This window comes from Rhizobium leucaenae USDA 9039 (assembly GCF_000426285.1).
Taxonomy (GTDB): Bacteria; Pseudomonadota; Alphaproteobacteria; order Rhizobiales; family Rhizobiaceae; genus Rhizobium; species Rhizobium leucaenae.
The window spans coordinates 249,570-270,424 of record NZ_AUFB01000001.1; the positions used below are offsets into that span (position 1 = coordinate 249,570).

At 60.4% G+C, this 20,855-nt stretch carries 18 protein-coding genes; 7 read left to right on the plus strand and 11 right to left on the minus strand.

The genetic code is table 11. From position 1 onward, the window contains the following. Positions 1-134 precede the first annotated feature (134 nt). Positions 135-932, plus strand: a complete 798-nt coding sequence (locus K290_RS0101130; protein WP_028750161.1) for a FadR/GntR family transcriptional regulator — start codon at positions 135-137, stop codon at positions 930-932. Between the two features lie 14 nt (positions 933-946). Here K290_RS0101130 and K290_RS0101135 read toward each other — a convergent pair whose 3' ends face one another. Then, positions 947-2,443 carry an MDR family MFS transporter gene (locus K290_RS0101135; RefSeq protein WP_028750162.1) on the minus strand — a complete coding sequence of 499 codons (1,497 nt, stop codon included), beginning with the start codon at positions 2,441-2,443 and terminating at the stop codon, positions 947-949. Between the two features lie 340 nt (positions 2,444-2,783). Between K290_RS0101135 and K290_RS0101140 the strand changes: the two genes are divergently transcribed. From K290_RS0101140 to K290_RS0101155, 4 genes are all read left to right on the plus strand, one after another. Then, positions 2,784-3,917, plus strand: coding sequence for an ROK family transcriptional regulator (locus K290_RS0101140; protein ID WP_028750163.1), 1,134 nt, complete (start codon positions 2,784-2,786; stop codon positions 3,915-3,917). A gap of 8 nt (positions 3,918-3,925) precedes the next feature. Further along, a complete protein-coding gene (locus tag K290_RS0101145; protein ID WP_028750164.1) occupies positions 3,926-5,368 on the plus strand; it encodes a M81 family metallopeptidase in 1,443 nt (480 codons plus the stop codon). A 98-nt stretch (positions 5,369-5,466) separates the two neighbouring features. Next, positions 5,467-6,018 carry a glutathione peroxidase gene (locus K290_RS0101150; protein ID WP_028750165.1) on the plus strand — a complete coding sequence of 184 codons (552 nt, stop codon included), beginning with the start codon at positions 5,467-5,469 and terminating at the stop codon, positions 6,016-6,018. 183 nt (positions 6,019-6,201) lie between these two features. Next, positions 6,202-7,263 carry a class I SAM-dependent methyltransferase gene (locus K290_RS0101155; protein WP_028750166.1) on the plus strand — a complete coding sequence of 354 codons (1,062 nt, stop codon included), beginning with the start codon at positions 6,202-6,204 and terminating at the stop codon, positions 7,261-7,263. A 46-nt stretch (positions 7,264-7,309) separates the two neighbouring features. Here K290_RS0101155 and K290_RS0101160 read toward each other — a convergent pair whose 3' ends face one another. The 7 genes from K290_RS0101160 to K290_RS33620 form a co-directional block, all read right to left on the minus strand. Next, on the minus strand, positions 7,310-8,395 hold the full coding sequence (locus tag K290_RS0101160) for an ABC transporter ATP-binding protein (RefSeq protein ID WP_028750167.1): 1,086 nt from the start codon (positions 8,393-8,395) through the stop codon (positions 7,310-7,312). A 3-nt stretch (positions 8,396-8,398) separates the two neighbouring features. After that, entirely contained in the window at positions 8,399-9,307 is a 909-nt protein-coding gene (locus K290_RS0101165) for a carbohydrate ABC transporter permease (protein WP_154668528.1), read from the minus strand. Beyond that, positions 9,307-10,245: a carbohydrate ABC transporter permease gene (locus K290_RS0101170; RefSeq protein ID WP_051263900.1), complete on the minus strand. Its 939-nt coding sequence runs from the start codon at positions 10,243-10,245 to the stop codon at positions 9,307-9,309. Before K290_RS0101170 ends, K290_RS0101165 begins: the two co-directional genes overlap by 1 nt. 76 nt (positions 10,246-10,321) lie before the next feature. Next, positions 10,322-11,569, minus strand: coding sequence for an ABC transporter substrate-binding protein (locus K290_RS0101175; protein WP_051263901.1), 1,248 nt, complete (start codon positions 11,567-11,569; stop codon positions 10,322-10,324). Between the two features lie 218 nt (positions 11,570-11,787). Next, positions 11,788-12,909: a Gfo/Idh/MocA family protein gene (locus K290_RS0101180; RefSeq protein WP_051263902.1), complete on the minus strand. Its 1,122-nt coding sequence runs from the start codon at positions 12,907-12,909 to the stop codon at positions 11,788-11,790. Positions 12,910-12,920: 11 nt separating this feature from the next. Next, on the minus strand, positions 12,921-13,880 hold the full coding sequence (locus tag K290_RS0101185) for a sugar phosphate isomerase/epimerase family protein (RefSeq protein WP_028750172.1): 960 nt from the start codon (positions 13,878-13,880) through the stop codon (positions 12,921-12,923). Between the two features lie 217 nt (positions 13,881-14,097). Further along, on the minus strand, positions 14,098-15,159 hold the full coding sequence (locus K290_RS33620) for a LacI family transcriptional regulator (protein WP_161631234.1): 1,062 nt from the start codon (positions 15,157-15,159) through the stop codon (positions 14,098-14,100). A gap of 204 nt (positions 15,160-15,363) precedes the next feature. Between K290_RS33620 and K290_RS33625 the strand changes: the two genes are divergently transcribed. Both K290_RS33625 and K290_RS37785 read left to right on the plus strand, forming a co-directional pair. Next, positions 15,364-16,557 carry a Gfo/Idh/MocA family protein gene (locus K290_RS33625; RefSeq protein ID WP_037134613.1) on the plus strand — a complete coding sequence of 398 codons (1,194 nt, stop codon included), beginning with the start codon at positions 15,364-15,366 and terminating at the stop codon, positions 16,555-16,557. 127 nt (positions 16,558-16,684) lie between these two features. Next, positions 16,685-16,834, plus strand: a complete 150-nt coding sequence (locus K290_RS37785; protein ID WP_028750173.1) for a hypothetical protein — start codon at positions 16,685-16,687, stop codon at positions 16,832-16,834. Positions 16,835-16,988: 154 nt separating this feature from the next. On the opposite strand, the gene K290_RS0101205 is transcribed toward K290_RS37785, so the two are convergent. From K290_RS0101205 to K290_RS0101220, 3 genes are all read right to left on the minus strand, one after another. After that, entirely contained in the window at positions 16,989-17,783 is a 795-nt protein-coding gene (locus K290_RS0101205; protein WP_028750174.1) for an HpcH/HpaI aldolase family protein, read from the minus strand. Between the two features lie 235 nt (positions 17,784-18,018). After that, positions 18,019-19,602, minus strand: coding sequence for a DHA2 family efflux MFS transporter permease subunit (locus K290_RS0101215; RefSeq protein ID WP_028750175.1), 1,584 nt, complete (start codon positions 19,600-19,602; stop codon positions 18,019-18,021). A 27-nt stretch (positions 19,603-19,629) separates the two neighbouring features. Next, entirely contained in the window at positions 19,630-20,814 is a 1,185-nt protein-coding gene (locus tag K290_RS0101220; RefSeq protein WP_028750176.1) for an HlyD family secretion protein, read from the minus strand. Positions 20,815-20,855 lie beyond the last annotated feature (41 nt).

The following is a 20,855-nucleotide window of genomic DNA, read 5'->3' on the forward strand; positions in this document are numbered from 1 at the left end:
GCTGGATCGACATCGACCAACTATGGACCCGCTACGAGCAAACCAAGAATATCAGCATGAAGCCTCCAAGAGCCCGTCATAAGCTGAAGTTTTCACTCGTATCGGCTCCCCAACAGGAATGAGAGTCCCGGATAATGAAATACGGCATTGGCGCAACGACTGCCTCTCGGCTTAGCCCGGAAACGAAACTGATCGTAACGCAGTCGCCATTCGATGCCTATGTGCGCAAATACGGCACGATACCCCGGCGGGGCGTCTTCGGCTATTTCGTGCATGAACTCGGCCGCCGCATCGTCGGCGGCAATTATCCCGTTGGCTCGACGCTTCCGAACGAACCCGAGCTGGTGGAGCAGTTCGGCATCAGCCGCACCGTGATCCGCGAAGCAATGAAATGCCTGGCCGGCAAAGGTCTGGTGGAGATCAAGACCCGCGTCGGCACGCGCATCAAGGAACGCTCCAACTGGCACCATCTCGATACCGACGTCATGGTCTGGCACTATGAGACCGGCCCTTCGGTGGAGCTCATGCGCTCGATCAAGGATCTCAGGCGGGTAGTGGAGCCGGAAGCGACAGCGCGAGCCGCTGTGCGCGGCACCGCCGAGGATCTCGCCGCCATCGCCTCGGCCTATGATGACATGGTTTCCTCCATCGGCGACGTCAACACCAATGCCGATGCCGACTTGCGCTTCCATACCGCGATCTTCGCCGCCACCCGCAACATGGTCTATGCGCAGCTCATCGATCTGATCGCCGTCGCGATCTATGCCAACCGTGCGCTTTCGAGCCATGACGAAGTGGCGGAAGGCCAGAAGCGCTCCCTGCCCTATCACAAGGACGTCCTGGACGCGGTCGTCGCCCGCGATCCCGAAGCTGCGCTCAAAGCATCGCACCGCCTGCTCGATGCCTGGCGCATCGATCGCTACGATTTCTGAGAAAGACCGAAAATTCAGTGCGTCATCGCCTCCTGCGCATCGGTCTTCGATCGTTGCCTGCGTCCGGCATCATGGGCCACGGGAATGAGCCAGGTGGTCGCAAATGTCAGGATCGCGACCGCGACAACGCCCCAGAAGCTCCAGTGCAGGGCCGCATCGAAAACGCCGCGGATCGCGGGGTCGCCGGCAAGATCGGAAAGCCCGGTCGGCTGATTCAGCACGTCATGCAGCTTCGCGGCCAGATCGCCGCTGCCGAAATGGGCGATGCCGATGTTGAGTACGGCGCCCAGGGCCGTCGCGCCGAGCGTATTGCCGAGACTGCGCGAAAAGATGATTGACGCCGTGGCGCTGCCGCGCATCGACCATTCCACGCTTTCCTGCACGAGCACAATGCTGGTGAGGCTGATGAGACCCATGCCGAAACCCATAAGAAAAGAGCCGACACCGGAGAGAATCGGGCTGCTCTCCGGCGTCAGGAACAGAAGGAAGGCCGAGCCGAAAGGGAACAGGAAGCTGCCGACCCGCAGCGTTCTGCGAATGCCGAATGCGCGGAAAAAGCGGCTCGACAGCATGACCGCCAACGGCCAGCCGACGATCAGCATCGTCAGCGTGAAGCCCGCCACCAGCGGCGAGCGGCCGAGCACACTCTGGACATAGATCGGCAGAATGGTCGTCAGACCGATCAGCGCCATGCCGGCCAGAAGCGTGGCCGCATTACTCGTCGCCACCAGCCGCCGGCCCCAAAGTTCGATCGAGATGATCGGCTCAGGCGCCCGCCGCTCTTGCAGGAGGAACAGCGCGCCAGTGACGACGAAGACGACTGCGAGCGGGCCGAGGATGCCAAAGCCGGAATTGGTTTCGGTGAGGATCACCAGCAATGAGATGATCGATATCGAAAAGAGGATCGTGCCGAGATAGTCGATCTTCGCCTCGCGCGGCGTGATCTGCTCATGCAGGAAGAGCGTGAAACCGATGATGGTCAGTACGCCGAACGGCAGGTTGATCCAGAAGATCCAGGCCCAGGAGACGTTGTCGACGATGATGCCGCCGGCAAGCGGGCCGATAACGGCCGACACGGCCCAGACGCTGGCGAGCACGCCCTGCACTTTGGCGCGCTCCTCCAGCTTGTAGAGATCGCCGACCACGGTCATCGTTACCGGCTGAATGGCGCCGGCACCAAGGCCCTGCAGCAGCCGAAAGGCAATCAGCGAGGCCATCGACCAGGCAAAGCCGGCCAGCGCCGAACCAACGAGAAAGATCAGGATGCCGCCGATCAGAATCGGCTTGCGGCCGAAGATATCGGACAGCTTGCCGTAGATTACCGTCGTCGTGGACTGCGCCAGAAGGAAGGCGGAGAAAACCCAGCTATAATAGGTGAAACCGCCAAGTTGGCCGACGATGCGCGGCATGGCGGTGGCAACGATTGTCGCCTCGACCGCCACCATGAAGGTCGCAAGCATGATCGAGACAATGACCAACGGACGTCTCGAGCGATCGGCCGTACTGGACATGACATTCCTTTCTGAATGTTCCGCCCGGCAGCAAACGTGCGCGGACCGTCGGGACGGTCATGGGCGAACGAAATTTTGGGATCAACGTCGGAGGATCAAACAACTACAGGGGCGGTGGCCTGCTGAATCATTATAGTAAGCATTGCATACTTACGCCAGCACATGTCAACCATTTAACAGGGATACACCTTGTTCCCGGCTACGTGCTTCGAGCGATGTCGCGGCTGCGTAAGAAGCAAAGGACTCAAGTCTCTTCGATAATTTATTGCCATTGATTTGTTCATTTTTTGAACTTATCGTCACGCAAAGTCGGGGGCATATCCCCCAGTGGAACATCGAATTGCTTACCTCTTCGCAGCGGCAGCTCCTGCGCGTCATCAGCGAATCCGGCCCGCTCAGCCGAACGGTTCTTGCCGCGGCGATGGGGCTTAGCAAGGCGACGATGAGTGGCATCGCCCGTGACCTGATTGCCCTTGGCATCCTGCACGAGACCGAGACTGTCTATGGCCAGGGCCGGCCATCTATATTGCTCGACCTGCATCCTGAAGGCGCCTTCTTCGTTGGCATTTCGCTGCTTCAAGATCCGGGGCCAATAGTCCTCTGCGATCTCAATGGCAAGATTATCGCTCGCAAGAACATGCCTCTGTCGCGCGATCCGGAGGTCATAGCAGGTGGGATTGCCGAGGCGCTTCCTAGACTGCTCGCCGGGCGGCCGGATGTGGCAGAGAAATTGTCCAGCCTAGGCGTCGCGCTCTCCGGCTTTGTCGACGAGAAGCAGGCCAATTGCGTGCAATCCACCCTGCTCGGCTGGCAGGATGTGCCGCTTGCCAAAATCATCCGGCAGAAGACTGGGATCGAAACCTTCATTGAAAACGACGCCAAGGCATTGGCTGTCAGCGAAAAGCTTTTCGGCATCGCTCGCGATATCCAGAATTTCAGCGTCGTTTCGTTCGGCGAGGGCATTGGCTGCGCCCATTTCATCCGCGGAAAGCTCTATCGAGGCAATCATGGCGGCGCCGGCGAAATCGCCCATTGCACCATTGAGCCCGACGGCCCGCCCTGTCGCTGCGGCAAGCGCGGCTGTCTCGATACGGTCGCCTCGATAAAGGCGATCAAGGAAATGTCGAAGGCGGGAAGTCTCTCCTGCACTTCGCTCGCCGAGCTAGAGCAGGAGGCATCGGCCGGCAACGTGGTCGCCGTCCGCATTCTGCATCGGGCTGGCGGCGCCCTCGGACTGGCGATCGCTCACCTCATCCAGTTCAACGATCCCGGCATGGTCCTGATCACCCATGTCGAAGGCAATTTCCACGGTTTGCTCGGCACCGTAGTACGGGAGGCGATCGAAGCCAATGTGCTGCCGCGCTATGCCGGTCAGACACCCGTCCGCACGCAGCGCATCGACGGCGACATCTGGGCGCGGGGTGCTGCCAGCATTGCCGCCCATAATTTCCTGATTGGCCCCAACCCGAATTGAGGTTTTCCATGCGCATCGCTGTCGGTGGCATACATATCGAGTGCAGCACATACAATCCGGTTCTGAACGAAGAAAAGGATTTCCACGTCGTGCGCGGCGAAGAGCTGACGGCCGCACCCTATTTCGCGTTTCTTAAAGACTATGAGGCCGAGTTCCTGCCGACGATCCACGCCAGGGCCATCGCCGGGGGTCCAGTCGCCCGCCACACCTATGAAGCCTTCAAGGCGGAGTTCCTGGAACGGCTGAAGCCGCTTTTGCCGCTTGATGGTCTCTACCTTGCCATGCATGGGGCGATGTATGTCGAAGGCATGGAGGATGCGGAAGGCGATTGGATCAGCGCCGCCCGCATGCTCGTCGGAGAAGACTGCATGCTTTCGGCCAGCTACGATCTGCATGGCAATGTCAGCCAGCGCATCATCGACGCGCTGGACATGTATTCCACCTATCGCACCGCGCCGCATATCGATGTCGAGGAAACCATGCGCCGTGCGGTGACAATGCTCACCAAAAGCCTGAAGACCGGCGTGAAGCCCACCCTGCTCTGGGCGTCCATCCCGGTCTTGCTGCCCGGCGAACGCACGAGCACGGTCGATGAGCCCGCAAAGAGCCTTTACGACCTGCTGCCCGGCATCGACGCCACCGATGGTGTGTGGGATGCGTCGCTGATGGTCGGCTATGTCTGGGCCGACGAGCCTCGCGCCACGGCCGCCGCCATCCTGACCGGCACGGATCGCACAGTTCTCGAACGCGAAGCAAAGCGGCTGGCGCAGGCCTATTGGGACGTTCGCAAGGATTTCGTCTTCGGCTGTGAGACCGGCTCGATCGAAGAGTGTGTCGCCAAGGCGATCGCCAGCCCGACGGCGCCCGTGGTGTTGGCGGAATCCGGCGATAACCCCACCGGCGGCGGTGTCGGCGACCGCGCCGATGTGCTGGCGGAGCTGATTGCCAAAGGCGCGACCGGCGTCGTTTTCGCCGGGATCGCCGACAAGGCGGCAACCGAATCCTGCTATGCCGCCGGCGTCGGCGCCACGCTCGATCTCACTGTCGGCGCATCGCTGGACACCAACGGCAGCAAACCGGTGGCCGCCGCATTCACCGTCAAGTTTCTGCTGAAGACCGGCGACGCCATGGACAGGCAGGCGGTCGTCTCCGTCGGCGGCATCGATCTGGTGCTGTCGGCAAAACGCCGCCCCTATCACAACATCGCAGATTTCACGCGTCTCGGGCTCGATCCGTATCGTGCCAAGATCATCGTCGTGAAATCGGGCTATCTTTCTCCGGAACTCGCTCCCATCGCCAATCCGAACCTGATGGCGCTGTCGCCCGGCGTCGTCGACCAGTTCGTCGAGCGTTTGCCGCGTCTGCACAAGCGGAAGCCGACCTATCCGTTCGATAAGGATTTTGCCTTCGCGCCCGAGGTGGCACTTTCGGCCCGTTCGATAAGGCGCTGATTGTCGCGAAGCTGCGTAACGCCATCGTGCGGTTGACTTCAGCCGCTTCGCACGTTGATATCGGCAACCTGTTTTCAAGATGATTTGGAGTGATTGTGATGACCGATACCGTTCTCGATATTCCGGTAAAGCGGATCGACGGAAGCGAGACGACGCTTTCTGATTATCGCGGCAAGGTCATCATGGTCGTCAACGTTGCCTCCAAATGCGGGCTGACGGTGCAATATGAAGGGCTGGAAAAGCTCTACGAGGACAAGCGCGACGCCGGTCTCGTCATCGCCGGCTTTCCTGCCAATGATTTCAAGGGCCAGGAGCCGGGCACGAATGACGAAATCCTGAGCTTCTGCACTTTGACCTATGATGTGCAGTTCCCGATGTTCTCCAAGATTGCGGTGACGGGCGAAGAGCGGCATCCGCTCTACAACAATCTGATCGCCTCCGGCGTCGAGACGACCGGTGACGGACCGATGCGGGAACGCCTGGCAAAACACGGCCTTGAAACCGGTCACGATGGCGGCATCGTCTGGAACTTCGAAAAGTTCCTGATCGGCCGCGACGGCAAAGTTGCCGCCCGCTTCGCACCTGACGTCACGGCAGACGATCCGCGCTTGCTTTCGGTGCTGGAAAAAGAGCTGGCCCGCGCCGGTTGAAGCACAACTTAGATTTCAAAAAATAAGATATAACCTCAAAGGGTTATGTCCTCTGCCAGGCAGCAGCGTGAAGCATGCTTAGCCCGGTCGTATCATTGCCTCCCCTAGCGGCCGGGAGTATCTTCCGGCTTCCGAATATATCCGGACGGAACGCTGCATCAGTTCTGATGGGAGGAGGATGTTATGCGCGAACCTGATATGCAAAAACTTGACGCCCTGGTCGGACGCTTGGTCGGCGATGTCGGCGCGGCGGTCTCGGGTGTGTTGGTAACACTCGGCGACCATTTGGGTCTGTTCAAAGCCATGGCGGATGGGACGCCGATGACGTCGGCGGAGTTGGCCGACAAGGTAGGCGTGAAAGAGCGCTATGTACGTGAATGGTTGTCGGCGCAGGCCGCAGCCGACTATGTCAGCTATGACGACAAGACCGAACGCTTCTTCCTGACACCGGAACAGGCGATGGTGTTTGCTGAGGAAAACAGCCCCGCCTTCTTCAACGGCGCCTTCGATGTCGTGCAATCCATGTGGATGGACGAGCCGAAGATCGCCAATGCTTTCAAGACCGGTAGCGGTCTCGGTTGGCATGAACACAGCGCCTGCCTGTTCCGCGGCACGGAACGTTTCTTCCGGCCGGGTTACAACAGCCATCTCATCTCGGAATGGATACCGGCGCTGGAGGGGATGCATGAAAAGCTTCAAGCAGGTGCGGCCGTTGCCGACGTCGGCTGCGGTCATGGCGCCTCGACCATCTTGATGGCGCAGGCCTATCCGAACTCGACCTTCTTCGGCTTCGATTACCATCTCCCCTCCATCGAGCGGGCAAAAGCCGCAGCAAAGGAGGCAGGTGTCGCCGGCCGCATTACCTTCGAGCAGGCGTCGGCCAAGGATTTCCCGGCCGCCGGCTATGATCTCGTGGCAATGTTCGATTGTCTGCACGACATGGGCGATCCCGTCGGTGCCGGCAGGCATGTCAGGGAAAGTCTTGCCGATGACGGCACCTGGATGATCGTCGAGCCTTTCGCGCATGATTGCCTGAAGGACAATCTCAACCCGGTCGGCCGCGTCTTCTACGGCGCCTCGACGATGATCTGTACGCCGGCTTCATTGTCGCAGGAAGTCGGGCTCGGTTTGGGGGCGCAAGCCGGCGAGATGAAACTGCGCAAGGTTGCCATGGATGCGGGCTTTTCGCATTTCCGCAAGGCGACCGAAACGCCGTTCAACATGGTCTTCGAAGTCAGGGCATGAGGCCCGCGCCGCGCGCTCCATCGAACGCGCGGCGCAGGTTGATCTCTCACAGACGCTGACCATCCTCGCCAAACAAGGAGGCGAGCGCCGGCTGGAAATAGACCGGCTGCTCGCTCTCCAATGCGACTTCCTCGTCGGCATCGATACGCACCGACATGGTCTCCTTGCCGATCTGACCCCAGACCAGATTGTCCGAGCCCATGGGTTCGACGATGCTGAAGGTTGCCGGCAGGCTGGACATGCGACCGTTAGTAGCGGTGAATTGCATCTGTTCCGGCCGCACACCGAGTGTTGCGGGCCGGCCGTCGCCTGGGGTGCCCGAGAATTCATAGCCATTCAGGTCGATTTTGCGTCCGTCGGACAAGATAAAGGCAGGTGTCCCGCCATTGCTCGCCACCTGCCCCGACAGAAAGTTCATGGACGGCGAGCCGACGAAACCCGCGACGAAACGGTTGACGGGCCGGCGGTAGATTTCCTTCGGCGCGGCGAACTGCTGGATAACGCCGCCGCTCATAACGGCGATGCGGTCGGCGAGCGTCAGCGCTTCGATCTGGTCGTGCGTGACGTAAATCATCGTCGAGCCAAGCCCGGCATGCAGGCGCTTCAGCTCGACACGCAGCTCGGTGCGCAGTTTGGCATCGAGGTTGGAGAGCGGCTCGTCGAACAGAAAGACATCGACATCGCGCACCAAAGCACGGCCGATGGCGACACGTTGGCGTTGGCCGCCGGAAAGTTCGCCCGGCCGGCGCTTGCGCAGGGGATCGATCTGCAGGATTTGCACGGCGCGATTAACGCGCTCGGCGATCTCGTCCTTGCCCATGCCGGCGATGCGCAGCCCGAAGGAAAGATTTCCCTCGACCGTCATTGTCGGGTAGAGCGCGTAGGACTGGAACACCATGCCGATGCCGCGGTCCTTCGGTTCCTCCCATGTGACATTCTTGTCGCCGATCCATATCTGGCCGCCGCTGATGTCCGTAAGGCCGGCGATGGCGTTGAGCAATGTGGACTTGCCGCAGCCGGACGGTCCGAGAAGAACGATGAACTCGCCCGACTGGATTTCAAGATTCAGTGATTTCAGAACGCTGACGCTGCCGAAATCGATTGCAAGTTCGCGAATGGAAACATTGGCCATGGATTATCCCTTGACTGCACCGGCGGTGATGCCGCGCACGAACCAGCGACCCGAACCGAAATAGACGATCAACGGAACCAGGGCCGTCAGGATGGTTGCCGCCATGTTGACGTTGTAGAGCTTCTCGCCTTGGGTGGAATTGACGATGTTGTTGAGCTGAACCGTCATCGGGAAGTTTTCCCGGCCGGCGAAGACCACGCCGAAGAGGAAGTCGTTCCAGATGCCGGTCACCTGCAGGATGGCCGCCACCACCAGGATCGGGATCGACATGGGGATCATCAGCCGGAAGAATATCTGCCACAATCCCGCGCCGTCGACGCGGGCCGCCTTGAACAACTCCATCGGCAGGCTGGAATAGTAGTTGCGGAACAGCAGCGTCAGCACCGGCAGGCCGAAGACCGTGTGGGTGATGATGATGCAGGGCAGCGTCGAATAGATACCGACGCCGCGGTAGATGAGCACAAGCGGATAGATAAAGACCTGATAGGGAATGAAGGCGCCGAGCAGCAGCACCGCGAAGAGAACATTCGCCCCCCTCACCCGCCAGAAGGACAGCGCATAGCCGGTCAGCGACGAGATGAAGATCGACAGGATCATGCTCGGTATCAGGATCTTCACCGAATTCCAGAAGCCGACACTGATACCGCCGCACTCAAGGCCGGTACAAGCCGTGCTCCATGCCTGCACCCACGCTTCGCCCGTCCAGACCTGCGGGAAGGCGAAGATATTGCCTTGGCGGATCTCCGGCATGGATTTCAGCGAAGTGACGATCATCACATAGAGCGGCAGCAGGAAGAAAAGAGCCGCAATGACGAGGAAAGCGTAAAGGCCGATGCGCGCCGGAGACAGATGCTGCGGCTTGCGCCCGGCCGGGCCATCCATGGCGACTGCGACGGAAGATGGCATTGTCATCAGTTCCCCCTCGGTTTTTCACGGAAATATTCGTAGTAGAGCCACGGCGTGACCAGAATGACCACGGTGATGAACATGACGGTCGAGGCCCCGGTCGCAAGACCGATATTGCCGCGGCCGAAGAGGTAATCCATGATGAATTTACCAGGAACCTCGGTCGATATTCCCGGCCCGCCGCCGGTCGTCGCCAGCACCAGTTCGTAGACCCTCACCACGGCGATCGCCAGAAGCACGCTGGCGGTGATGATGGTCGGCCTCAGGATCGGAATGACGATGTGGAGATAGACGCGCCATGCCGGTACGCCGTCGATGCGCGTTGCCTTCCAGAGTTCGCGATCGACGCCGCGCAATCCCGCCAGCATGATCGCCATCACCAATCCGGACGACTGCCAGATGCCGGCAAGCACGATGACGTACAGCGCGAGGTCGCTTTGGACGATCCAGTCGAAGCGGATCCAGGTGAAGCCGATGCTGTCGGCGACCTTTTGCAGGCCGAGCGTCGGGTTCATGATCCACTGCCAGACGAGTCCGGTAACAATGAAGGACATCGCGAAGGGATAGAGAAAGATCGTCCTGAAGGTATTTTCGAATCGCACCTTCTGATCGAGCGCGACGGCCAGAAGAAAGCCAAGGATCAGGCAGCCGGCGATGAAGAGTACACCGAAGACCACGACGTTCTGCAGGGATATCAGCCAGCGCGCCGTCGTGAACAGTCGTTCGTACTGCTTGGTGCCGACAAAGATGTTCACCGGCAGCACCTTGCTGTCCGTGAACGATATCCAGATGTTCCAGACGACCGTCACGACATAGGCGAGCAGGACGATGATAAAGGCTGGGAACAGGGCGATATAAGCGGAAATATGCCGCTTCTTCCTGGTGGCAGTCGTCCCGGCGCCGGCCCCAGCAATGGCTCCGGCAGCGGTTTCGGGGGTACTCATGGCTTCAGCTCCTCCTCAGCATTCATGGAAACCGGCGGCAGGTGAGACCTGCCGCCGCATGGATGTCGGATGAGGTTTACTTCGCCTGTTCGATGACCTGTGCGAACTGGTTGGCGAACTGGTCGGCTGTCATGCTCGGGGTCGTCCAATACTGGGCGACGAGGTCCTGTTCGGTTTGAACGATGTCCTGGGCCGTGAGCACGTCCGGTGCCAGGATCTGACGGCTCGGATCCTTGAGCGCGGTCAGGCCCTTCTGGGCGCAGGCATCGAGCTTCGAGGTGTCGACGTCGAGGCGGACCGGTACGGAGCCCTTCTTGGAGTTGAAGGCGAGCTGGCCTTCCTTGGACATGATCACGGTCGCAAGCAGCGTCTGCGCATCGATCGCCGCTTTGTCCTTCAGGACCGGGAAGACGAAGATATCGCCGCCCATCATGAAGTTGGATTCACCCGGCCCGAGGATGCAGCCGAAGTCCTTGTCGGCGACCATGTTGGCATGGATGAACTCGCCCTTGGCCCAGTCGCCCATGAACTGGATGCCGGCCTTGCCGTCGATCAGCATGCCGGTCGCCACGTTCCAGTCACGGTTCGGGCTGCCCGGATCCTGATAATTGCGCAGCTTGGCGAAGACTTCCGCCACGTGCTTGAACTTGTCGGACTTCACGGCATCGGTGTCGAGATCCTTCCAGACCTTGCTGTAGAGCTCCTTACCGCCCTCCCCGAGCAGGATGGAGTTGAACATCGACTGAAGCTGCCAGGGTTGACCGCCGACGGCGACAGGGATCAGACCGGCGGCCTTGATCTTGTCGAGGGCGGCAAACATTTCGTCCCAGGTCTTCGGCTCTTCGGTCACGCCTGCTTTCTGGAAGACGGCCTTGGAATAGAAGATCCAGTTCTGGCCGTGGTCGTTGATCGGTGCGCCGTAGATATGACCTTGATACTGGATGGCATTGTAGAAGGCCGGCGTCAGTGCCGATTTCCAGTCCTGTTCCTTGGCAAGATCGTCGAGCGGACGCAGCAGGCCCTGCTGGGCCAAATCGTTCATCTGCGTGCCGGTGTTGAACTGCATAGCTGTCGGCGGGTTGCCGCCGATGATGCGGTTGATGCCGATCGGACGTGCGGTCGAGCCGGACCCTGCGATCGCGGTGTCCACCCATTGGCCACCGGCGGCGTTGAATGCATTGGCCAGTTCGCGCACGGCGGCGGCTTCGCCACCGGACGTCCACCAGTGCAGGACCTCGGCTCTCTTTCCCTCAGCCTGAGCGCCGGTAACGCCGACTGCGATCAGCGCCGTGGCGCCAACCAATGCCATTAACAATCCACGCATATGCTCCTCCTCTTTTGATGGCGTTCTTCTGAACACCTGTATTTCAGCCGCCGCCGTCATCTTACGACCATCGGGTGCCGAATGCTGTCGTCCTCCAAGATTGCGCCGCCGGGCCTCCATTCCCTGCGGCGAACGGGCAATGCTTCCTCGACATCGCCCCTTCGTCAAGCATGCAGTCTGGAAGGACTGCCAATTCTCCTAATTCTCTATAACCCAGCCTATGCGAAACGTCCCTCATTAATTGCGCGCGGGATCGGATCCGGCCGCCCACAACTGCTATGGATTGCAACCACCTTGCGCGACTGTGCCGAACGTTCGAATGCCGTCATCACCTCCAGCGCGTGGAAGGCGAGTTCCGAGGATACGCGATGCTGGCGCCCGGCGCGAAGGGAATCTATCATTTCGGCCGCGCCCAAACCACGCAGTCCCAGATGGCCCGGCACACCTTCCGTGTAGGGATGGTCGACCAGAATCTCCTCCCAAGTTTCACCGCCATCCCGGAATATTTCAACCTTGCCGGTAAAGTTGTTCGGGTCCGGTGTTATCATGCTTCCTTCGGAGCCGTAAATCTCGATCTGATTGTGCTTATGCTTGATGACATCGAAGCTGGTGGCAATGGTGACCGTCATACCGCTGTGGAACTCCATGACGCCGGTCAGGTGCGTTGGCACCAGCACCTTGATCGTCTCGCCGCGGCGCGGATCGGTCTTCACCGTGCGTTCGATGCGGGTGATCTTGGCGGCGCCGAAGACTTCCCGCACCGGACCAAGCAGCGCGATCAGATTCGTGACGTAATAGGGACCGACATCGAGCATAGGGCCGCCGCCCCGGCCATAGAAGAAGGCCGGGTTCGGATGCCAGTGCTCGTGGCCCGGCAGAAGCAGCATGGCCGTGGCCGACACCGCCTTGCCGATACGGCCTTCATCATACAGCCGGCGCGTCAATTGATGGCCGCCGCCGAGGAACGTGTCGGGCGCGCAGCCGAGACGCAGGTCGCCGGCACGAGCGATCGTCATCAGGTCTTCGGCCTCCGACATGCTGATGCCGAGTGGCTTTTCCGAATAGACATGCTTGCCGGCAAGAAGGGCCTTCTTGCTGATCGAATAATGCGAAACCGGTGTCGTCAGGTTGATGATCAGGCCGATTTCCGGGTCGGCAAGCATAGCTTCCAGCGTGACGGCCTCGATGCCGAATTGGCCGGCAAGCTTTTTAGCCGGCTCTTCATAGAGATCATAGATCGACTTGACGCGGATGAAATCGAACATATGCAGGGTTGCGACATAGGTGGCGCTGATATTGCCGGCGCCGACGATGCCGACTTTCATGGGTGCGGTGCTCATGAATATGGCCTCTAAGAAACGGTGATGTTGAGTTCAGCGGCTGCGTCGCGCAGATAGCTCATGCCGCGCCGCATCTCCTGGTCGAATTCGGGTGTTGCCTCGCGGAAATGCGTCCAGTGCGACGCGCCGGGCGCATCCTCCAGTTCCAGCGTGATCGGGCCGGAATAGCCGATCGTCTGCAGAGCCGCGAAAATCGCCTTCCAATCGATCTTGCCGCGGCCGGGACGCCAGTGGGCGTTGGTATGGCCTTCATTGTCGGAGAAATGGGTGTTGAAGATGCGGTCGCCGAGCGCCAGCACGACATAATGCGGCATATCGCCAGCCGGGAAGAGATGGCTCGGATCGAAGTTCAGGCCAAGGTTCGAAGCACCAGTACGCTCGATCAGCCGGAGCATGCCCTGGCCGGAGCTGACCCAGCGATAAGGATGGGGCTCGATGGCGACGCGCAGCCCCGCCGCGCCCGCAAGTTCGCATGCCTTGGCGAAACCGTCGACGACGGCGTTATATTCCGCCGTCCAATCCCATTGCGGCTCGACGGCGGCCGTCCACTCCTGCGAGATCGGCCGCTGCAGGATCGGCTTGACGTCGGATTGGAAGGGATAGGGTGTCATGCTGGTCATGATCGGCGCGCCGATCTCGGCCACGACATCGACGCCGCGCTTATAGCCGTCAAGATCGACGGTGGAAAAAGCCGCACCCGCCTGGCGGCTGAAGGGCAGGTTGAAGAAGAAATTGGTGAGCGTCAGTCCCTCGCCCTCAGCGATCATCTTTAGGTCGCGGATCGTCGCCGGCGTATAATAGTCCAGCATATCGACCGACCAAGCGGTGAGCTCGAAACCCTTGCAGCCGGTCCGCGCGAGCCGCTTCAGTGGCGCCTCATAAGGCGGGTTCCAGTTGAACGTCCAAATTGGTGATCCGAAAAAAAGCGAGCCTGTGCCCACGGCATCCTCCCATGCAATGCGGGCGCTCACGAGATGCGAGGCTCCCGTTTTCCTGCTGACATTCGCTGCCGCACAGAGCCTCAAAACCTCTCTGATCGGCAATTTGTAACGTTACGAATGATGGATAACCTTAGTTCTGTCAAGCAGCCGCTTTCAACGCATTACCCTGGGATTTTGCGGTATTATCTGAAATGATAACGTTACAAATGGCTTCGACGGATCACTTGATGTTGCCAGCGAATTAAAATTACGAAGAGAGTGCCTGACTGTCGTGATCTACGAATTCGGCACGGACGAGTTCGCGCAGATCGCCGGCATCGTCACCGCCAATCGCGCGGTGCAACAGGGAGGCCAGGCGCTCCCCGATGATATAGTTGGAATAATAGAAGGCACTGAGCGGCGGGTTGAAGAAATCGTGCAAGCGGGTGCCGCCATAGGTGACCAATCCGAAATCCTTGCCCGGATGCCGTCCGGCCTTGCGCAGCCCGGCGAGGAAGCCGAGAGCGGCCTCCTCACTGGCGACGAAAGCGCCTGTTGCCTGCGGATGCCAGGCAATGATGTTTTTCGCCAGCTCCTGGCCGCTGTCCGGCGTCGTTGCGGCAAAATGGATAAGATCGTCGGGAACGGTAAGATTGCGGGCCGTAAAGGTCTTGCTCCAGCCTTTGACGAATTGCAGGCTGTAGGTGAACTGGCTGGACGGCGCGATCAGGAGAGGCCGGCGATGGCCGGCATCGAGGAGCAACCGCGCCGCTTCCGCACCGATCGCCTCGTGATCGAGATCAACGCTCGGGTGAACACTTAGGAGCTCGGTGCGCCCGAAGGTTACGAACGGCGTGCCGACCTCCAGCAGATATTTGACGCGGTCGTCCTGCGGTTTCGTATGGGTGATGATGACGCCATCGACGGAGCCCTCCTCGACGAGATCGCGAACCGTCGCCAAGGGATCGTCCGCCTGCAATTGCGGCACGACGGTGGTCCGATAGCCGCAGCCTTTCATATGGCGCGACACGCCTTCCACCAGCGAGGCGACGACGATGTTCATCTCGCCTTCGCGCTCGAAAGGCAGCACGATGCCGATCGCATGGGTCTTGCCGGTCCGGAGATTGAGGCCGCCGAGATTTGGGCGATAGCCGAGTTCCCCGGCGACCCGCTTCACCAGCTCGATCGTTTCGCGATTGACTTCGGGGCCTTCCTTCAGGGCGCGGCTGACGGTGGTGATCGACAGGCCAAGTGTGGTTGCGACCGTGCGCAACGTCACCCGCTGACCCGCATCACGCCGCAACCCGCGCCCTGTCGCCGATCCCTGCATGCTGGACACATCCCTTCGCTTTATATTGTCCGCGCGACAATGCCCGCTGCCGAAAGCGCGTGCAAGCATCACCTCCTCGCCTGTCGGGTCGTATATGCACTTCCTTTGCGAGCGGTATGCGAAATGTCGAGCGCGGTGCTGTCCTGGTGTTAGGATTGCGCTATCTCATTTCCTCATCGGTCATCAGCATGAAAGGCGGGTTGCATGTCGCAGGCTGTGGTTTTCAAACTTCTCGGCAGGCGGGTGCGACTCGGCCTGATCGGCGGCGCGCAGGGCTCGCTCATCGGTCCGGTGCATCGCACGGCGGCGCGCCTCGACGACTGCTTCGATCTTGTTGCCGGCGTCTTCTCCTCCGATCCGGAGCGATCGCTGAACTCCGCCGACGCTTTCGGCATCAAGCGCGGTTATACGGACGTCGCGAGCATGATCGAAGCCGAGATCGTGCGCGCCGACGGCATCGACGCCGTCGCCATCATGACGCCGAACGACAGCCATTATGAATATGCCGCGGCCGCTCTCGACGCCGGTCTCGACGTCATCTGCGACAAGCCGCTGACCAACGACTACGACAGCGCGCTGGCGCTCGCCCGCAAGGCACATGATCGCGGTCGTATTCTTTCGCTCACCCATAATTACTCCGGCTATCCCATGGTGCGCGAGGCGCGTGCCACCGTCACCGGCGGCGAGATCGGCGCGCTCCGTCTCGTCAATGTCCGCTACGTACAGGGCTCGCTTAGCCGACCTGTCGAGGCCGAGCCGGACAAGATGGCGCCACGCAACAAATGGCGGCTCGATACGGCCAAGGGCGGAAAGAGCCATGTGCTCGGCGATATCGGCGTGCATGCGCATCAACTGATAAGCTTTGTCTGCGGCCGCCGCATCGCCGCAGTTCTTGCCGATGTCGGCCCATCGCTTCCCGGCCGGACGGCACACGATACCGCGCAAGTGATCCTGAAATTCGATGACGGCACGCGGGGCCAGATGCTGATCAGCAAGGTGGCGACCGGCGCTCAGAACGTCGTCAGCATCGAGGCTTATGGCGAAGACGGCGGCATCTCATGGAATCAGGCCGAGGCCAATGATCTGCGGGTCATGCGGCTGAACCGCGCGGACGAGATCCGCACACGCGGCCTGCCGAGCCTACATCCGCACGCCCAGCGAGGCACCCGCCTGCCCACCGGCCACCCGGAAGCCTTCTTCGAAGCCTTCGCCAATATCTATACCGATTTCGCCGAGCTGGTCGCAGCCCGCATTGCCGGCGCCGAGCCTGACCCGCTGGCTCAGTTGACGCCCAATGCCTGGACCGGCGTTGATGGTCTCGCCTTCATCGACGCCTGTCTGGAGTCGACGGCGACGCGGACTTGGGCTGAGGTGGTGTACGAGGACGATCGGTTCTGAATCTCCAGAAAGCAACTTTCCATCTGAGGCCCACCACGGATTTCAAAACTTTATCACAAGCATTCTCGCAATCACACGAGAATCACGTTAGGCATGTTCGCATAGGTTGTATATTGAGGAGAATATTATGGACAAATATGTAAAAGCAGCTCTAACGGTCATAGCCGCGGCGCTGGTCGCAATTGCCTTGCAGAATGTTATTACGCCTGCACAAGCCGTCGGAAATGGCTGCGGCTTCAACATGTATAATCCCTGCTATGTCAAAATCGCCCCTTGAGCGCCGTTGATACCTGGCATCGCGGTCACCGTTTGCTCATCTCGCTTCCTCACTCTGACGCCTGTGCTCAAACCGCAAATATAGGGCCTCGACGGCGATGATCAGAACATCACCGCCGTCCGCCTGATTGGCCCCAGTCCAGACGATATATTTATTAGGAAGCAGCAACCTTCCGGGCAGTTTCGATTGCGGTGCGGGCGCCGGCGCGGAGCTGTGCGGTTTCGGCACCGGCAATGACGAGATCCAGGCCGAGCTTCAGGAATTGTCCGGCGCGTTCGCCGTCGGTGCCGAATGCGCAGATCAACTTGCCATGGGCGCGGCAACGCGCCACGGCATGCGCCAATGTCTGATCGATCGCGGCGCTGTCGGGCGCCAGACGCGCGCCATTTGAAAGCGCGATGGAGAGATCGGAAGGGCCTATGAAAATGCCATCGATGCCGTCGACTGCGAGGATTTCATCGATGGCATCGAGCGCGGCACGGGTCTCGACCATGGCTATGGTGACGGTCAGTCCGTTGGCGCCCTGCAGATACTCGTCAGCCGCGATGCCGAAATGATTGAGCGCGAGCGACGGCCCCCAACTGCGTTCGCCGAGCGGCGGATATTTGGTTGCCTTGACCAAAGCACGGGCGTCATCGGCGGAATTGATCATCGGCGCGATGATGGCGGAGGCCCCGGCATCGAGCAGCCGCGAAGCCGATGAGAAATCGCCGACCGGAATGCGCGCGATGGCCGGTTTGCCGGCGAGGCGCACTTGCGCAATGCCGTTCGCCGCAGAGGCCATGTCCCACATGCCATGCTGCATATCGAGGACGATGGTATCAAAAGCTTCCTGCGAAAGATGATTCACCAGTAGCGGATCGGGCGTGCCGATCCAGGCTGAGATCATGCCGCCATTTTCCCGGCGCTTCAGGCGGCCTGCGAAACCGTCGATATCAGTGGTCATCATGATTTTCCTCGATTACCAGGCTCGCCAAAAGCCGGGCCGGATTGCTTCATGCCGCCGAATGGGGCAACGGCTGTGGAAATAAGATTTTCGTTGCCGCCGACAATAGCGGATTCCCGCGCCTCGGCTACCCGAAAGATGCAGCCAATCGTCTCGGCTATCCAAGACGGCGACCGCGGCAAGCTGGTGGAGCTTGTCGCGGCCGGTATGAAGCCTCCGAAGGAAGGATAGATTGGTATCAATGCGCCCCCACCCCGCCGCCGGGCTGCGGCTTGCGGGCGAAAAGCGTGGCGATCGCTGCGGTTGCGAGCAGCACGCCGATAACGGCGAAGGTATCGCTGAAGCCCATGATCAGTGCCTGCCGCTTGATGATGCTGCCGAGGGCGACCGTTGCCTTCTGCGCGGCAAGCGCATGATCCGAGACGCCGTGCGACAGGAAATAGTTGGTCGTCTGCGTCAGCCGCTCCCTCACCTCGTCGCGCGCCAGGGTCACCGACTGGCCGATGATGTTGGAATGGAACTGCTCGCGCTTGGTGAGAACGGTGCCAAGCGTCGCCGTTCCGACCGCACCGCCGAGGTTTCGCAGCATGTTGGTCAGGCCGGATGCGGCGGCAGCATCGGCGGGTGCGATACCGGCCGTGGTGATGGCGGTAATCGGGGTGATCACCATGGCTTGGCCGATGGCGCGCACGATATTCGGTATCCAGAACTGATCGCCCGCGGTGTCGGCGGAAAGCGTCACGTTCATGAAGCAGCTTATGGCGAAGATGCCGATGCCGAGAAAACCGATATAACGGACGTCGAAACGCTTCATCATTATCGGAACCAAGGGAATGAGGATGAGCTGCGGCAGGCCGGTCCAGGCCAACACGTTGCCGATCTGTTCGGCATTGTACCGCTGCACCTGGCCGAGATATTGCGGCAGGATATAGACCGACCCGAAGAGCGCGAAACCGACCAGCACGTTGACGAGAACGCCAATGCCGAAATTGCGCTGCGTCAAGAGCCGTAGCTTCACCAGCGGATTCTGAACGGTCAGCTCTATCCATATGAAGGCACTCAGCGAAACGACGGCGATAGCGCTGAGCTTCAGAATGAAGGGCGAGGAAAACCAGTCGTCCTTGTTGCCCTCTTCGAGCACAGTTTGCAGCGCTGAAAGCCCGATCGCCATCGTCACGATACCAGCCCAATCGCCCTCCCTCAGAAGGCTAAGCCGCATCGGCGCTTTCTCAAGCGTCAGCGCAAGGGCGATCGCCATGATGGCGCTCGGCAGGGCATTGATGAAGAAGATCGTCTGCCAGCCATAATTCTCGGTCAAATAGCCGCCGATGGTCGGGCCGATGGCCGGGGCGACCGTGACCGAGAGCGCAAAGATCGCAAGCCCGGTCGGCTGCTGCGCCTTGGGCAGCTTGGTGAGGATCATCGTGAAGGCCATCGGGATGAGCACGCCGCCGGCAAAGCCCTGCAGCCCGCGCAGCACGATCATCGTCCCGAGGTCATGCGCAAAGGCACAGGCAATCGAGAACAGCGGAAACAGGACCGAATTGACGAGTATATAGCGGCGGAAGGAGAAAACGTTGCTAAAGAAAGCCGTCAGCGGGATGACGACGATTTCGCCGATCAGATAGGATGTCGATATCCAGGCGCCGTTGTCGACGCCCGTGCCAATGCCGCCTTCAATATCGAGAAGTGACGCATTGGTGATCTGAATGTTAAGGATCGCCATGAAGGCGCCGATCATGCCGGCGAGTACGGCGATCCATTCCCTGGTGCTGGCCTTCGCGCTTGGCTGCGAGACGGCGGTGGCTGCGATGGTGGACATGGCTCAATACTCCTCATCTCTCACCAATCACGCGCCGCGGCCCTGATCGGCCGTCTTGATATCGATGCTCGGCTGCACCGACATGCCTGGGCGCAGATCGCCGGATGCAGCGCTATCGCCATCGAGTACGATTTTGACCGGGATGCGTTGTACGACCTTGGTGAAATTGCCGGTGGCGTTGTCCGGCGGCAGCAGCGCAAATTCCTGGCCGCTCGCAGGCGCCAGGCTGTCAACATGGCCGTGATAGACGCGGCCGGGGAACATATCGACTTCGATGTCGACCGGCTGGCCGGCATGCACGTCGGTCAACTGCGTCTCTTTATAATTCGCGACGATATAGGCTGTCGATGTCGGCACCACCGACATTAGCTGCGTGCCCGCCTGCACATATTGGCCGACGCGGAGCGTGCGGTTGCCGATGACGCCATCGAGCGGCGCGACGATCGTGGCGTAGGACAGATTGAGCTCCGCCTGGCTCTGGACGGCCTGATCGCGGGCAAGTGTCGCCCTGGCCTGCGCCAGTTGCGCCTTCAACAGATCGACCTGCTTGATCGTCCCGGCGAGCGACGCCGTATCACGGTCAATCGCGGCGCGCGTGGCGGCGATCTGCGAGGCGGCCTGCTGTGCTGTCTGCACCGGCGCATAGCCGTTGACCGAAAGGCTTGCATAGCGTTTGTCGTTCTGCTCGGCGAAGGTCTCATTGGCCTTGTCGACATCGACGGTCGCGCGGGCGGCCGAGATCAACGACTGCTGCATGTCGAGAGAGGCCTGTTTGGCCTCGACATCAGCTTCGGCGGCGGCGACGTCGGCCTTCGCCTGCTCGAGCGCCGTCTTGAAATCACGATCGTCGATGCGGGCAAGCACCTGCCCTGCCTTGACGGTCTGATTGTCCTTGACGACAACGTCGGTGATATAGCCGGAAATCTTCGGGGCGATGGCGCTGTTGTCGGCCTGCACATAGGCATCATCGGTCGATACCTGGAAGCGGCCGACCGTCCAGTAATTATGACCATAATAGGCAGCGGCAGCGATGACCGCGAGCGCGGTAGCGCCGAACAGGAACGACTTGCCCCGCTTTTTCGCCGCCGGCTTATCCTGGGCGGCGATGCGCGCCAGTTCGACCGATACATCCGGCTTGCCGGCGTCCATGACCGGCGGCTCGGCGACCGGTTCCTGCTTGCTGGCATTCAATACGTGAACCTTGTTTTCCACTGTGGTCTCTCCTGATGGCCGATCGTCTTGGAGGGAGATCC